The organism is Pseudomonas sp. GM55 (assembly GCF_000282395.1).
GTDB lineage: Bacteria > Pseudomonadota > Gammaproteobacteria > Pseudomonadales > Pseudomonadaceae > Aquipseudomonas > Aquipseudomonas fluorescens_CC.
In genome coordinates, this window is sequence record NZ_AKJJ01000030.1 from 12,872 (window position 1) to 27,517 (window position 14,646).

General features: G+C 60.1%; 14 protein-coding genes. 2 read left to right on the forward strand and 12 right to left on the reverse strand.

What is annotated here, in order from left to right:
• Window positions 1-13 precede the first annotated feature (13 nt).
• From mltG to PMI31_RS04220, 9 genes are all read right to left on the reverse strand, one after another.
• Window positions 14-1,231 (reverse strand): endolytic transglycosylase MltG, encoded by a 1,218-nt coding sequence (mltG, locus tag PMI31_RS04180; protein ID WP_008016435.1) that lies wholly within the window; start codon window positions 1,229-1,231, stop codon window positions 14-16.
• A gap of 3 nt (window positions 1,232-1,234) precedes the next feature.
• Window positions 1,235-2,050, reverse strand: a complete 816-nt coding sequence (gene pabC, locus PMI31_RS04185) for an aminodeoxychorismate lyase (protein ID WP_008016436.1) — start codon at window positions 2,048-2,050, stop codon at window positions 1,235-1,237.
• Window positions 2,050-3,294, reverse strand: coding sequence for a beta-ketoacyl-ACP synthase II (fabF, locus tag PMI31_RS04190; protein WP_008016437.1), 1,245 nt, complete (start codon window positions 3,292-3,294; stop codon window positions 2,050-2,052). The genes pabC and fabF overlap by 1 nt, the downstream gene beginning before the upstream one ends.
• A gap of 108 nt (window positions 3,295-3,402) precedes the next feature.
• A complete protein-coding gene (gene acpP / locus PMI31_RS04195) occupies window positions 3,403-3,639 on the reverse strand; it encodes an acyl carrier protein (protein WP_003175607.1) in 237 nt (78 codons plus the stop codon).
• 197 nt (window positions 3,640-3,836) lie between these two features.
• On the reverse strand, window positions 3,837-4,577 hold the full coding sequence (gene fabG, locus PMI31_RS04200) for a 3-oxoacyl-ACP reductase FabG (protein WP_008016438.1): 741 nt from the start codon (window positions 4,575-4,577) through the stop codon (window positions 3,837-3,839).
• A gap of 17 nt (window positions 4,578-4,594) precedes the next feature.
• A complete protein-coding gene (gene fabD / locus PMI31_RS04205) occupies window positions 4,595-5,533 on the reverse strand; it encodes an ACP S-malonyltransferase (protein WP_008016439.1) in 939 nt (312 codons plus the stop codon).
• Between the two features lie 123 nt (window positions 5,534-5,656).
• Window positions 5,657-6,667 (reverse strand): phosphate acyltransferase PlsX, encoded by a 1,011-nt coding sequence (gene plsX / locus PMI31_RS04210; RefSeq protein ID WP_081500277.1) that lies wholly within the window; start codon window positions 6,665-6,667, stop codon window positions 5,657-5,659.
• 4 nt (window positions 6,668-6,671) lie between these two features.
• Window positions 6,672-6,854 carry a 50S ribosomal protein L32 gene (gene rpmF, locus PMI31_RS04215; protein WP_003179396.1) on the reverse strand — a complete coding sequence of 61 codons (183 nt, stop codon included), beginning with the start codon at window positions 6,852-6,854 and terminating at the stop codon, window positions 6,672-6,674.
• A gap of 13 nt (window positions 6,855-6,867) precedes the next feature.
• Window positions 6,868-7,395 carry a YceD family protein gene (locus tag PMI31_RS04220; protein ID WP_007942001.1) on the reverse strand — a complete coding sequence of 176 codons (528 nt, stop codon included), beginning with the start codon at window positions 7,393-7,395 and terminating at the stop codon, window positions 6,868-6,870.
• 105 nt (window positions 7,396-7,500) lie between these two features.
• On the opposite strand from PMI31_RS04220, the gene PMI31_RS04225 reads away from it, so the two are divergent.
• A complete protein-coding gene (locus tag PMI31_RS04225; protein WP_008016441.1) occupies window positions 7,501-8,079 on the forward strand; it encodes a Maf family protein in 579 nt (192 codons plus the stop codon).
• A gap of 152 nt (window positions 8,080-8,231) precedes the next feature.
• Here PMI31_RS04225 and PMI31_RS04230 read toward each other — a convergent pair whose 3' ends face one another.
• Genes PMI31_RS04230 through rluC form a run of 3 tightly spaced genes read right to left on the reverse strand, consistent with a single transcriptional unit; the run spans window position 8,232 to window position 10,857 of the window.
• A complete protein-coding gene (locus PMI31_RS04230; RefSeq protein ID WP_008016442.1) occupies window positions 8,232-9,221 on the reverse strand; it encodes a S49 family peptidase in 990 nt (329 codons plus the stop codon).
• A gap of 24 nt (window positions 9,222-9,245) precedes the next feature.
• The gene (locus PMI31_RS04235) at window positions 9,246-9,908 is read right to left on the reverse strand and encodes an HAD-IA family hydrolase (protein WP_008016443.1); all 663 of its coding nucleotides are present in this window, start codon (window positions 9,906-9,908) and stop codon (window positions 9,246-9,248) included.
• The gene (gene rluC, locus PMI31_RS04240; protein ID WP_007977058.1) at window positions 9,895-10,857 is read right to left on the reverse strand and encodes a 23S rRNA pseudouridine(955/2504/2580) synthase RluC; all 963 of its coding nucleotides are present in this window, start codon (window positions 10,855-10,857) and stop codon (window positions 9,895-9,897) included. Before rluC ends, PMI31_RS04235 begins: the two co-directional genes overlap by 14 nt.
• A gap of 702 nt (window positions 10,858-11,559) precedes the next feature.
• On the opposite strand from rluC, the gene rne reads away from it, so the two are divergent.
• Window positions 11,560-14,646, forward strand: a 3,087-nt coding sequence (gene rne, locus PMI31_RS04245; protein ID WP_008016444.1) for a ribonuclease E, incomplete at its 3' end; no start/stop codon positions are given.

Sequence of the window (14,646 nt, forward strand, 5' to 3'; positions counted from 1 at the left end):
TCCTTAGTCAGAGTCATTGCGGGCTTTTCGATGCGGTGGTATCGGGGGCCGGCGCAGGATCTTGCGGCGGAACCTGCGGTAGTGCCTCGGGGGCCGTGTTCGGTGAAGCCGCCGGGATCGGCAACTGCTCTTGCGAAGCCTTGGCCTCCTGTGTACCGGCTTGTTCAGTCTCGGTTGGCGGCGTCTCGGGTGCGGTAGCTGGCGCCGGACTGGAACGGTAATCGGCGCGGCGCTTGAGCTGGAACTCCTTCACGGCATTGTTGTGGGCATCCAGGTCATCGGAGAACACATGAGTGCCATCACCGCGCGCCACGAAGTAAAGACTGTTGCCGTCCACCGGATTGAGTGCCGCATGGATGGCTTCGCGACCGACCATCGAAATCGGCGTCGGTGGCAGACCCGCATTCATATAGGTGTTATAGGGCGTCGCTTCCTTGAGGTGAGCCCGGGTCAGCTTGCCGCTATAGCGCTCGCCGAGGCCGTAGATGACCGTCGGATCGGTCTGCAACAACATGCCTATTGCCATGCGCCGTACAAACACGCCAGCAATCTGCCCGCGCTCCTGCGGTACGCCGGTTTCCTTCTCGACCAGCGAGGCCATGATCAGCGCTTGATAGGGCTCAGTGTACGGCGCATCCGCGGCACGCTGCTCCCATTCCTTGGCGAGCACTTCATCAAGGCGGTCGTAAGCGGTTTTCAGCAGCTCGATGTCGGACATGCCGCGCACGTAACGATAGGTGTCAGGGAAGAAGCGTCCTTCCGGAAAAATCCCGGTATGGCCGAGCTTGTCCATGACCTGGCTATCGCTCAAACCGTTGAGGCTATGGTCGAGCTTCTCTTCCTTGGCCAGCGCTGCGCGGACCTGGCGGAAATTCCAGCCTTCGACCAGGGTCAGGCTGTACTGAACCATTTCACCGCGTTTCCACAGGTCGATCAGGCTTTCGACGGTCATGCCCGGTTGCAGGCGATATTCGCCGCTGTGCAGGGGCTGTTTGGCGAGATTGAAGCGCCAATACACGCGCAGCCAGAATGCGTCCTTGATGACGCCATCGGCTTCGAGTCGATAGAAGGTGCGGGTCGGCGTGGTGCCCTTGGGCACATTCAGCAATTGTTCCTGGGCAATGTTCAGCGGCTGTACCAGCGCCGAATGAATTTTCCAGGCTGAAGCACCCATCAGCAGCCCCGCCAGAACCACTCCGGTTTCCAGCAGCAGCAAGAGTTTACGTCTCACGTATCAAGCATCCAGTAGCACACGGGCAATGGTTTGAAGTTTACGGGTGAGCGGCCCAACCGGCCAGTGAAGAGCAGCATAGGCGCGCACCGGCCAGATACCATACACGCTGTTGCAGACAAAGACTTCGTCAGCCCATTGCAACTGTTCGAGGGGTATATCGGTGATTTGCGTGGGGATTCCCAGCGACTTGGCCTGAAACAATATTTCGGCGCGCATCACGCCTGCCACGCCGCAGCGCTTGAGGTCAGCGGTGATGAGCACGCCATCACGCACCAGGAACAGATTGCTGAACACACCTTCAATCACGCGCCCGGCCTGATCGAGCATCAAGCCTTCGGCATGCTCGGTGTCCTGCCATTCCGCGCGGGCGAGGACTTGTTCAAGACGATTCAGGTGCTTGAGGCCCGCCAGTAATGGCTGGCTGGACAATCGCGTGGCGCAAGGGAACAAACGAACACCCTGCTCGCCATGCGCGGCAGGGTAAGCCGCAGGTGGATTGCCTTGCAGAATGCGTCGGGCCTGAGCCGAAGGATCGGGGGCGTAACCGCGCAGACCGTCGCCACGGGTGAGAATGAGCTTGAGCACACCGTCACCCAGTGCCGCCGCATAGGCCAGCAACTCGCTGCGGACCAACTCATGATCAGCAGTCATTGCCAAACGCGAACAGCCGTCCGCCAGACGCGACAGATGCCGCTCCAGCAACACTGGCTGCCCGTTGCGCACGGCGATGGTCTCAAACAGACCATCGCCATAAGCCAGGCCGCGATCCTTCAGCGACAAAGCGTCAGCCGGCTGACCGTCGACCCAGCTGTCCATCAGCCTGCGAACCGGCGGAACACCAGCGAGCCGTTGGTGCCGCCAAAACCGAAGGAGTTGGAGACGACAACATCGATATCCATGTTGCGCGCCGTGTGCGGCACGAAATCGAGGTCGCAGCCTTCGTCCGGCTCATCGAGGTTGATGGTCGGCGGCGCTACCTGGCTGTTGATTGCCAGCACGCTGAAGATCGCCTCGACCGCGCCCGCCGCACCCAGCAGGTGACCGGTCATGGACTTGGTGGAACTGACGGCCAGCTTGTAGGCGTGATCGCCGAACACCGACTTGATTGCATTGACTTCGGCCAGGTCGCCAGCGGGAGTCGAGGTGCCATGGGCGTTGATGTACTGCACTTGATCGCCATTGATTTTGGCGTCGCGCAGCGCATTGGTGATGCAGCGCGCAGCACCCGCGCCATCGGCTGGTGGCGACGTCATGTGGTAGGCATCGCCACTGGTGCCGAAACCGATCAGCTCGGCATAGATGGTCGCGCCGCGAGCTTTGGCGTGTTCCAACTCTTCGAGCACCAGCGCACCGGCGCCATTGGACAATACGAAGCCATCGCGGCCCTTGTCCCATGGACGGCTGGCACGGGTCGGCTCGTCGTTGCGGGTCGACAGCGCGCGGGAGGCACCGAAGCCGCCCATGCCCAGACCGCAGGCCGCCATCTCGGCGCCGCCGGCAATCATCACGTCGGCTTCGTCGTACATGATGTTGCGCGCCGCCATGCCAATGCAGTGGGTACCGGTGGTACAGGCCGTGGCGATGGCGTAGTTAGGTCCCTGTGCCCCCAGATGGATCGACAGGAAACCGGAAATCATATTGATGATCGAGCCTGGCACGAAGAACGGGGAAATCCGTCGTGGGCCGGTCTCGTGCAGCGTGCGGCTGGTCTCTTCGATATTGGTCAGTCCGCCAATACCCGAACCCATGGCCACGCCGATGCGCTCACGGTTGGCGTCGGTGACTTCCAGGCCGGCGTTGCGCACCGCCTGAAAACCTGCGGCCAGCCCGTATTGAATGAACAGGTCGAGCTTGCGGGCTTCCTTGAGCGACAGGTATTCCTCGACATTGAAGCCCTTTACCGAGCCGCCAAAACGGGTGGAATAGGCAGAAAGGTCGGTGTGTTCGATCAGACCAATGCCACTGCGGCCAGCCAGAATGCCCTGCCAGCTGCTCGGCACATCCGTGCCCAGTGGCGACAACATACCCATACCGGTGACTACGACGCGTCTACGCGACACAGCACTCTCCTTTTTCAAATGACGACTTTGCATCAGGCCTAAAGAAAAAACCGCACGCCATGATGGCAGTGCGGTTTTTCCATGACAGCGAGCAACGATTACAAACTATTACGCCTGGTGGCTAGTAACGTAGTCGATTGCAGCTTGTACAGTAGTGATCTTCTCGGCTTCTTCGTCAGGGATTTCGGTCTCGAATTCCTCTTCCAGAGCCATCACCAGCTCAACGGTGTCAAGGGAGTCGGCACCCAGGTCTTCTACGAAGGAAGCAGTGTTGACCACTTCTTCTTCTTTAACGCCCAGTTGCTCAGCAACGATTTTCTTGACGCGCTCTTCGATGGTGCTCATACCTTGTTTTCACTCCTAATGGACAAATTCAGGCAGCTGGCCAGTGGGTAAGTGTATAGAAAGGCTTTTCAGCTTTTCAACTGAAAGCTTCACTCCTCAAACCCGGTGACCCTTTGCCTATAAAATAGATTGCAGCTTTATAACGGATTTTAGACAGCTCGTATGACATTTTTTTGAAGCAATCCGTCACATTTGAATTACATGTACATCCCGCCGTTCACCGGGATTGTAGCTCCGGTAACGTAAGCCGCACCGTCCGACGCAAGAAAAGCGACCACGGACGCGATCTCTTGAGCTTGCCCCAGACGACCCAGCGGAATCTGCGTCTGCAAGGCTTCACGCTGCGCCTCGGGCAGTTCACGGGTCATATCGGTATCGATGAACCCAGGGGCCACCGAGTTTACCGTAATCGAACGCGAACCGACTTCACGCGCCAGTGCACGGCTGAAACCTTCCAGGCCGGCCTTGGCGGCAGCGTAGTTTACTTGGCCTGCGTTGCCCATGGCACCCACAACCGAACCAATACTGATAATTCGGCCCCAACGGGCTTTGGTCATGCCACGCAAAACGCCCTTGGACAGGCGGAACAGACTGTTCAGATTGGTATCGACAACATCGTGCCACTCGTCGTCTTTCATGCGCATCATCAGGTTATCGCGGGTGATGCCGGCATTGTTGACCAGAATCGCCGGCGCACCGAACTGCTCCTGAATGCTCGCCAGGACCGCCGCCACGGACTCGTCACTGGTGACATTGAGTTCCAGGCCGGTGCCCTGAATACCATTTTCCTTCAGGGTGGCGGCAATGCGTTCGGCACCCGACGCGGAGGTCGCAGTACCGATAACGATGGCGCCTTGACGACCCAGTTCCAGGGCGATGGCCTGGCCAATGCCACGACTCGCGCCGGTGACCAGTGCAACTTTACCTTGCAGACTCATGCAAGCTTCTCCTGAGTTCAGGCCAACGCTGCGCGGGCGGCAGCGAAAGCATCTGGGGTATTTAGGTTGGATGTCGACACGCCTTCAGCGCAACGCTTGTTCAGACCCGCCAGCACTTTGCCTGGACCACACTCGACCAGATTGGTCGCGCCCTTGGCTGCCAGCGCCTGTACGGATTCGACCCAGCGTACCGGCTTGTACAGCTGCTCGAGCAGATCGCGCTTGAGGGTTTCCAGATCGGATGGCACTTCGGCACTGACGTTCTGAACCACAGGAATCTGCGGAGCCTGCCAGTCGATTGCCGCGATCGATTCGGCGAAACGCTCGGCAGCCGGACGCATCAGCTCGCAGTGCGACGGCACGCTGACCGGCAGCGGCATGGCGCGCTTGGCACCACGGGCCTTGCAACCTTCGATGGCGCGCTCGACGGCAGCCTTGGCACCGGCGATGACCACCTGGCCCGGCGAGTTGAAATTGACCGCGCTGACCACTTCGCCTTGCGCCGCTTCGGCACAGGCTGCCAGTACGTCGGCATCGTCCAGACCCAGGATGGCGGCCATGCCGCCCTGCCCGGCCGGAACAGCTTCCTGCATCAACTGGCCACGACGCTCGACGAGCTTCACCGCGTCGCCCAGGCTCAGACTGCCTGCCGCAACCAGCGCGCTGTATTCACCCAGGCTGTGCCCGGCAACGTAAGACGGACGCGCACCGCCTTCCGCCAGCCACAAGCGCCACAGGGCGATCGATGCGGTCAGAATGGCCGGCTGGGTTTTATCGGTTTGATTGAGTTGCTCTTCCGGCCCTTGCTGGGTCAGTGCCCACAGGTCGTAACCCAGTGCTTCGGAAGCTTCTTTGAATGTTTCGAGGATCAGTGGATGTTGTGCGCCCAGCTCGGCCAGCATGCCGAGGGACTGCGAACCCTGTCCTGGAAAGACGAATGCGAGGGAAGCAGACATGTAACAAGCCCCTAATGATCTTGTCGTCGGAGAATGACGCCCCGCTTGGGGACGCAAGAAACTGACAGTTGGATGGCCCTTTGAACCGGGCAGTCACATTTAAGCATTGTCCGACGAAAACGCCTAAGACAACAAATCCTCCAGACGGCCATGGAGGCGCTCAGGCAAGTTCTCCTGAATCTCTATCAATGCACGCTCAATTGCACTCTGGAAGCCCTGAACTCCGGCCGAACCGTGACTTTTCACCACGATGCCCTGCAAGCCGAGGAAGCTTGCGCCATTATGTCGCGCCGGCGCCAGATCAGCCTGCAAGCGTTTCATCAATGGCAGCGCCAAGGCACCGACAGCGCGGGAAGCGAGGCTCTTCTTGAACAAGGCTTCGATACGCACGGCAATCATGGTCGCAAGACCTTCGCTGGACTTGAGCAGGATATTACCGACAAAGCCATCGCAGACCACCACGTCCGCCTCACCGCGATACAAACCATCACCTTCGATGAAGCCGATGTAGTTGATACCTCGGGCGGCCTGCAACAACGTCGCAGCCAGTTTGACCTGCTGATTACCCTTGATGTCTTCAGTACCGATGTTCAGCAGCGCTACCCGTGGCCGGGTTATGCCCAGGGTCTCGGCCGCAACCGAGCCCATGACCGCAAACTGCAACAGATGCTCGGCACTGCAGTCGACGTTGGCACCCAGGTCGAGCAATTGGCAATAGCCCTTCTGAGTCGGAATCGCCGCCACCATGGCCGGACGATCAATGCCCGGCAGGGTCTTGAGCACGAACCGCGACAACGCCATCAGCGCGCCAGTATTGCCGGCACTGACACAGGCCTGGACCTTGCCGTCGCGCAGCAGCTCAAGGGCCACGCGCATCGATGAGTCCGGCTTGCCACGCAAGGCCTGGGCGGGTTTTTCGTCCATGGTGATGACTTCACTCGCCGGAGCAATCGACAGGCGCGCGCGATCCACAGCCGAATGGCCGGCGATCAATTCTTCAAGAAGGGAGGGTTGACCGACGAGGGTCAGGTGTAGCGAGGGCGTAGCAGACAGACAAGCAATACTGGCCTGGACAATGCTGCGGGGACCGAAGTCCCCGCCCATTGCGTCAACCGCGATGACTTGAGCGGACAAGTGATTACTCGTCAGCGCCCTTGTCGATCACTTTACGGCCACGGTATACGCCTTCTGGCGATACGTGGTGACGCAGGTGAACTTCACCGGTGGTTTTTTCTACAGACAGGGTGCTAGCCTCGAGAGCGTCGTGCGAACGGCGCATGTCACGGGCAGAGCGGGATTTTTTGTTCTGCTGAACAGCCATAATTGATTAACTCCTAAACGTTTGGGTCACGCTTTAACTGCGCCAATACACTGAACGGGTTGGACCGCGTTACCTCGTCCTCGCTCGGTTCGGGCTCATCTGCTCCCGCCGGCTGCTGGCATTCTTCCGGATGATGAGCAGGCACAATGGGCAAGGCGAGCAGAAGCTCCTCCTCGATCAGTGACTGCAGATCCAAAGGATCTTCGCCCAGTTCCAGCACGTCATAACCTTTCGGCAACGACTGGGTATTCGCACCCTCCTTCACCACAGCGTAACTGCATTCGCTATGGATCGGCAGGGTGACCAGCTCAAGACAACGCTGGCAAACCATTTTGACTTCAGTGTCGATAAAGCTGTGGATGACCACAGATTTACGTTCATCTCGTTCAAAAACGAATTTAGCCTGCACCGTACCGACATTGTCGGAAAGCGGGTCGCAGAGTCTCTCCAAATCGGCCAGCAGCATTTCACCTTGAAGGGTGGTGCCACGATCAGCCAATTTGCGCGGGTCAACGTGAGGTGGAATCGGGTCATTCAACATAGGCGCAGCATTATAGGGATGCACCCGCCCATGTCAAAGGAAATTCAGCCCTGTCCGTCACTTGGAAGCCTCGCTAGAATTCGCACCTGCCTTCTGGAGATGCGCATGCTGCCTTTATTACTCGCTTCCGGCTCGGTCTATCGCCGGGAATTACTGACTCGCCTACTGCTGCCTTTCACGTGCAGCTCGCCGGATATCGACGAAAGCCATCGCCCGGGTGAATCCGCCATCGAGCTGGTCAAGCGCCTCGCCGAAGAGAAAGCGCGCGCCCTGGCCGACAGCCATACCGCTCATCTGATAATCGGCTCCGACCAGGTCGCCGTGCTGGGAGAGCGGATGATCGGCAAGCCCCACACATTCGAAAAGGCCCGCGAACAACTGCTGGCCGCCAGTGGTGCCAGCGTGACGTTTCTGACCGGCCTGGCCCTGCTCAACAGCCAGACCGGGCACTGCCAGGTCGATTGCGTGCCGTTCACCGTCCACATGCGCACGCTCGACGAGAGCCGCATCGAGCGCTACCTGCGCGCCGAGCAACCCTACGATTGTGCAGGCAGCTTCAAGGCCGAAGGCCTGGGGGTCAGCCTGTTTCGCAGCACCGAGGGACCTGACGCCACCAGCCTGATCGGCCTGCCGCTGATTCGCCTGATCGACATGTTGCTGGTCGAGGGCGTGCAGATCCCTTGACCGACCCACCCTGTAGGAGCTGGCTTGCCAGCGATGGCCCCCTCAGGATCGATGCAGGATTCAAGATCATTCGCCGGCAAGCCGGCTCCTACAGGGTCGCGTGAAAGCACAAAAAACCGGCCATCAGCCGGTTTTTTGTGCGAGTCAGAACATCAGCGCAGCGACGGACCGCTGAACCCCATCCACATCGCCAAATGCTCAGCCACGCTGGCACCGAGCTTTTTCGAGAAGCGATCGAATGGTGACTCCTGAACGGTAAAGTCCACCAGCTCTTTCTCGCCGATCACATCCCGCGCAACCGAACTGGCATTACCCAGCCCATCGATCAATCCCAGTGGCAGCGCCTGCTCGCCAGACCAGACCAGACCGGAGAACAGCTCCGGATGCTCCTTGTCCTTAAGGCGATCGCCACGCCCCTGCTTGACGCTATTGATGAACTGCTTGTGGGTCGTATCGAGCACGCCCTGCCAGAAGGCAGTTTCCTCCGGCTTTTGTGGCTGGAACGGATCGAGGAACGACTTGTGCTCGCCAGAGGTATAAGTGCGACGCTCGACACCCAGCTTCTCCATGGTGCCGACAAAGCCATAACCGGCTGCTGTCACACCAATGGAGCCGACCAGGCTCGCCTTGTCGGCATAGATCTGATCCGCCGCACTGGCGATGTAGTAGGCACCGGAAGCCCCCAGGTCGGAAATGACCGCATACAGTTTGGTATCCGGATGCAGGCCGCGCAGACGACGGATTTCGTCATAGACATAGCCCGACTGCACCGGACTGCCACCTGGGCTATTGATACGCAGAATGACGCCCTTGACCTTCTCGTCCTCGAAAGCCGCGCGCAGGCTGCCAACGATATTGTCTGCGCTGGCCGACTCCTTGTCGGCAATCATGCCCGTCACATCGATCAGCGCCGTGTAATGGGCACTGCGGGTGGCGGCCTTTTCCATATCCATCAGCGGCGAAAACAGAGCAATAGCGCCGAACAGATACACAAAAATCAGAAGCTTGAAGAATATGCCCCAGCGACGGGACCGGCGCTGCTCCTGCACACCGGCCAGCAGCGCCTTTTCCAGCAGCTTCCAGCTTTTGTCGTCACCGCTCTCTGCGCTCGCCTTGGCGGGCGCTTTCCATTCGTCGGTCATGCCATCCACCCCAAAAACAACCGGTTAAGCCTGCTGACTCAGCCAGGCATGCAATTCTGAAAAGCGGTCGATGGCCAGTCGCGGCTCATACAACTTCAACGCATCGATCGTTTGAGCACCATAGCTGACTGCTACCGAGTCCATGCCGGCGTTGCGCGCCATCTGCAGATCAAAGGACGAATCACCGACCATCAACGCCCGTTCCGGGCGAACCTCGCAGTGAGCGAGAATCTGCTCGAGCATCAACGGATGGGGCTTGCTGGCGGTCTCGTCAGCGGCACGGGTGATATCGAAGTAATTCTCCCAGCCATGGGACTTCAACACCCGGTCCAGCCCGCGACGGGCCTTGCCGGTCGCCACCGCCAGATGATAACCCTCGGCACGGAATGCCTCGAGCGACTCGACCACACCCTCGAACAGCGGCGAAGGCACAGCCTCGGACGCAATGTAATGCTCGGCATAATGCTCGCGGAACGCGATCAGTTCAGCGTCACCAATCTCGGGGTACAGGGTGCGGATCGCTTCCGGCAAGCCCAGCCCGATAATACCTTTGACGGCAAAATCATCGCGCTGTTCAAACCCGGAACGCTGCGAGGCAACGTGCATTGCCTCGACAATCCGACCAATGGAATCGGCCAGCGTCCCGTCCCAATCGAAGATCAGCAGCTTGTAATCAGATGGGCGCACTCAATCGCTCCACGGTTTTGGCCCACATCTCGTCGACCGGTGCCTGCAACTTCAGCTCGCCACCGTCAGGCAGCGGCACAGTCAGCATGTAGGCGTGCAGGAACAGGCGCTTGCCGCCCAGATCGCGAATTTCCTTGCTGAAACCTTCGTCGCCATACTTGGTGTCGCCAGCGATGCAATGCCCGGCGTGCAAGGTATGGACGCGGATCTGGTGAGTCCGGCCGGTAATCGGCTTGGCTTCGATCAGAGTGGCAAAGTCGCCGAAGCGGCGCAGGACCTTGAACACGGTCACAGACTCCTTGCCCTCCTCCTCGTCGACCTCGACCATGCGTTCGCCTGAGCGCAGATTGCTCTTGCCCAGCGACGCACGGACTTGCTTGATCGAGCTCGCCCAGTTACCACGGACCAGCGCCATGTAGCGCTTGTCGACGCCATCACCGCGCAACGCGGTGTGCAAGTGGCGCAACATGCTACGCTTCTTGGCGATCATCAACAGGCCGGACGTATCACGGTCGAGACGGTGAACCAGTTCGAGCTCCTTGCAATCGGGGCGCAACTGACGAAAGGCTTCGATCACCCCGAAAGTCAGGCCGCTGCCGCCGTGCACCGCAATGCCCGCAGGCTTGTTGATCACGATCAGCGCCTTGTCTTCGAAGACAATCGAGGCCTCGAGTCGCTGCAGCAGGCCTTGTGCCAGTGGCACCGGCTCGTCGCGTTCAGGCACACGCACCGGCGGCACGCGCACGATATCGCCCGCCTGCAGCTTGTACTCAGGCTTGATCCGACCTTTGTTCACGCGCACTTCGCCCTTGCGCAAAATGCGGTAAATCAAGGTCTTGGGCACGCCTTTGAGTCGGGCGAGAAGGAAATTATCAATACGTTGGCCGGCATATTCCGGCGAGACCTCAAGCAGTTGTACGCCTGGAGTCGGGGGGGTAGTCGTCGTCATGGCGCGGATGATAACAATTTTTTATGGAATTGAAGCACTTAATCATTGCTGCTATAGTCGCGAACGTCGCCAAAAGCGGCCTGGACAGCGGACCAACGGTCAAAAACCGGCCCTGACCAACGCAATTCACCAGGACGCGAGGCCGTCCTACGGGGCTTTCGCTACGTAACGGTGGAGTTTGCAGGTGTAACGAGCGCAGGTGACATGAGGCCTGAATCACGCCACAAAGCAGAGTTTTCCACTCGTTTTGCGAGCCATATTCATGGCCAGTTCACAAAGTGCAGTCAGCTGCGAATGACCCCGAGCGAAGGCATCGGAAACAACGCCTAAATTAGCCATGATGCGTGACCTCCCCTTTCGGAGCTCACGGTAAATGCCAACCCGCTGCGGATTCTGCGCGCGGCAGCACCCGAATTATCAGGGATACGTGTAGGGTGGAGATGCACAACCGCCGGACTGTGTAGCAACAGGCTTTCTCAAGACGCTTCATCTCGTCCACAGCCGCTGGTTGATTCCTCCTCCTGACTGAGTGCTTAAGTAGCCACAGCAAGCAGGACGCGTACGTCGCGATGAAGGCCCACATTGGCCGGACTTCGCTGGACACGGGAAATGGCCAACCACTCCCGACGCACCTGACACCGACCGTGAGAAGTCGTGTGTGCCGAACGCCGTTTCCGGCAGCCCGGAAACCGACGGTACTACATGAAAAGAATGCTGATTAACGCAACTCAACCCGAAGAGTTGCGTGTTGCACTGGTAGATGGCCAGCGCCTCTACGACCTGGACATCGAATCCGGTGCACGCGAGCAGAAGAAGGCCAACATCTATAAAGGCCGGATTACTCGCATCGAACCAAGCCTTGAGGCTGCCTTTGTCGATTTCGGCTCTGAGCGCCATGGCTTCCTGCCCCTCAAAGAAATCTCCCGCGAATACTTCAAGAAAGCCCCGGAAGGTCGCGTCAACATCAAGGACGTCCTGAGCGAAGGCCAGGAAGTCATCGTTCAGGTCGAGAAAGAAGAACGTGGCAACAAGGGCGCCGCCCTGACCACCTTCATCAGCCTGGCCGGTCGTTACCTGGTGCTGATGCCGAACAACCCGCGTGCCGGCGGTATCTCCCGTCGCATCGAAGGTGAAGAGCGCAATGAACTGCGTGAAGCCCTGAACGGTCTGGTTGCCCCGGCCGACATGGGCCTGATCGTGCGCACTGCCGGCCTAGGCCGCAGCAGCGAAGAAATGCAGTGGGACCTCGACTACCTGCTGCAACTGTGGACCGCCATCAAGGAAGCTTCGCTGGACCGCGCCGCGCCGTTCCTGATCTACCAGGAAAGCAACGTGATCATCCGCGCGATCCGCGACTACCTGCGCCAGGACATCGGCGAAGTGCTGATCGACAGCGTTGAAGCCCAGGACGAAGCCCTGACCTTCATCCGCCAGGTGATGCCGCAGTACGCCAGCAAGATCAAGCTGTACGAAGACAGCGTTCCGCTGTTCAACCGTTTCCAGATCGAAAGCCAGATCGAAACCGCTTTCCAGCGCGTTGTCGAACTGCCTTCCGGCGGTTCCATCGTTATCGATCCGACCGAAGCCCTGGTGTCCATCGACATCAACTCGGCGCGCGCCACCAAAGGCAGCGACATCGAAGAAACCGCACTGCAAACCAACCTTGAAGCAGCCGAAGAGATTGCCCGCCAGTTGCGCCTGCGCGACATCGGCGGCCTGATCGTCATCGACTTCATCGACATGACCCCTGCCAAGAACCAGCGCGCCGTGGAAGAGAAAGTCCGCGAATGCCTGGAAGCCGACCGCGCTCGCGTGCAAGTCGGTCGCATCTCGCGCTTCGGCCTGCTGGAAATGTCCCGTCAGCGCCTGCGTCCGTCCCTGGGCGAAAGCAGCGGCATCGTCTGCCCGCGTTGCAACGGCACCGGCATCATCCGTGACGTTGAATCGTTGTCCCTGGCGATCCTGCGCCTGATCGAAGAAGAAGCCTTGAAAGACCGTACCGCCGAAGTTCGTGCACAAGTGCCGATCCCGGTGGCTGCGTTCCTGCTCAACGAAAAACGCAACTCGATCACCAAGATCGAACTGCGTACCCGCGCCCGCATCGTCATCCTGCCGAACGATCACCTCGAAACGCCGCACTTCGAAGTGCAGCGCCTGCGTGATGACAGCCCGGAAGCGGCGACCAACCAGTCCAGCTACGAAATCGCCGCTGCCGCTGCCGAAGTCGAAGAAGTCCAGCCAGCCGCTGCAACCCGCACCCTGGTTCGCCAGGAAGCGGCAGTCAAGACGGCCCCGGCCCGCGCCAATGCTCCGGTTCCGACCGAAGTCGTCGCTCCGGCCCCTGCTCCGGTTGCCGTGCCAGAGCCAAGCCTGTTCAAAGGCCTGGTGAAGTCGCTGGTGAGCCTGTTCGCCACCAAGGAAGAGCCTGTCGCACCGGTTGTGGTTGAAAAACCTGCTGCCGAGCGTCCGGCCCGCAACGAAGAGCGTCGCAACGGTCGCCAGCAAAGCCGCAACCGTAATGTTCGCCGCGATGATGAGCGCAAGCCTCGCGAAGAGCGTGCACCGCGTGAAGAACGCGCACCACGCGAGGAGCGTCAGCCACGTGAAGTTCGCGAGCCTCGCGAGTCCCGTGAAGAAACACCGGCAGTCGCCCGCGAAGAACGCGCACCACGCGCTCCTCGTGAAGATCGTGCACCGCGCGCTCCGCGTGAAGACCGCAAGCCTCGTGGCGAGCGCGAAGAACGCGTTCGTGAACTGCGCGAGCCTCTGGATGCCGCTCCGGCCGCTCCAGCCGCTGCTGCTACCGCTGAAGAGCGTCCAGCTCGCCAGCCACGCGAAGAACGCGCTCCACGCCCGCCGCGTGAAGAACGTCAACCACGTGCCGAACAAGCTGCCGCAGCCGCAGCCGAAGAAGAACTGACCACCAACGAAGAGCAACTGCAGGAAGAGGGTCAGGAAGCCGCCGAAGGCGATCGTCCGCGCCGTCGTTCCCGTGGCCAGCGTCGTCGCAGCAACCGTCGCGAGCGTCAGCGTGACGCCAACGGCAACGTGATCGAAGGTTCGGAAGAGTCCGAGTCCGGCGAAAACGCTGAAGCACCAAGCGTTGCCGATCTGGCCGCCGGCCTGGCTGTCACCGCAGCCGTCGCCAGCAGCGTGATCAGTGCTCCGGCTGAAGCAGAAGCCAACGTGCAAGCCGAACGCGCCACTGCCGCGACCCTGGAATCCGCTCCGGTTGAAGCGCCAGTCGTTGAAGCCACCACGCCGGTCGAAGTCACCGCGTCGCCGGAAATCGAACTGGCGCCAGCACCTGAGGCACAGCCTGCCGTTGAAGCGGCCGTCGAGCCGGCTCCAGTGGTTGAAGCACCTGCCGTGGTTGCAGAAGCCGTCGTCGAGACCGTGACTGAGACCGTTCGCGAAGTACGTGAAGAGCAAACGGCGTTCAACTGGGTGGCCGAGCCAGCCGTCGCTGAAGCAGCTGCACCAGCCGCTGAAACCCAAGTGGCTGAAGCCATGGTTTCCGAGCCGGTCGTTGCCGCAGCGGAGCCGACTCCAGCGCCGGTCGTTGAAGCACCGGTCGTTGCCGAAGCGCCTGCACCGGTAGTCGAGGCCGCGCCTGTCAGCGCCCTGACCCCAAGTGGTCGTGCGCCTAACGACCCGCGTGAAGTGCGTCGTCGCAAGCGTGAAGCCGAGCGTCTGCAGAAGGAAGCCGAACTGGCCGCCGCTGCTGCTCCGGCTGAAGCGGTTGTCGCTGCCGAACCTGCACCGGTTGCCGCTGAAGTGGCTGCCGAG

Excerpts from the sequence above, each read along its gene's own strand:
- pabC (WP_008016436.1), bottom strand. The coding sequence starts at position 2,050 with ATGGACAGCTGGGTCGACGGTCAGCCGGCTGACGCTTTGTCGCTGAAG.
- acpP (WP_003175607.1), bottom strand. The coding sequence starts at position 3,639 with ATGAGCACCATCGAAGAGCGCGTCAAGAAAATCGTTGCTGAGCAACTG.
- fabG (WP_008016438.1), bottom strand. The coding sequence starts at position 4,577 with ATGAGTCTGCAAGGTAAAGTTGCACTGGTCACCGGCGCGAGTCGTGGC.
- fabD (WP_008016439.1), bottom strand. The coding sequence starts at position 5,533 with ATGTCTGCTTCCCTCGCATTCGTCTTTCCAGGACAGGGTTCGCAGTCC.
- rpmF (WP_003179396.1), bottom strand. The coding sequence starts at position 6,854 with ATGGCTGTTCAGCAGAACAAAAAATCCCGCTCTGCCCGTGACATGCGC.
- PMI31_RS04220 (WP_007942001.1), bottom strand. The coding sequence starts at position 7,395 with ATGTTGAATGACCCGATTCCACCTCACGTTGACCCGCGCAAATTGGCT.
- PMI31_RS04225 (WP_008016441.1), top strand. The coding sequence starts at position 7,501 with ATGCTGCCTTTATTACTCGCTTCCGGCTCGGTCTATCGCCGGGAATTA.
- PMI31_RS04230 (WP_008016442.1), bottom strand. The coding sequence starts at position 9,221 with ATGACCGACGAATGGAAAGCGCCCGCCAAGGCGAGCGCAGAGAGCGGT.
- rluC (WP_007977058.1), bottom strand. The coding sequence starts at position 10,857 with ATGACGACGACTACCCCCCCGACTCCAGGCGTACAACTGCTTGAGGTC.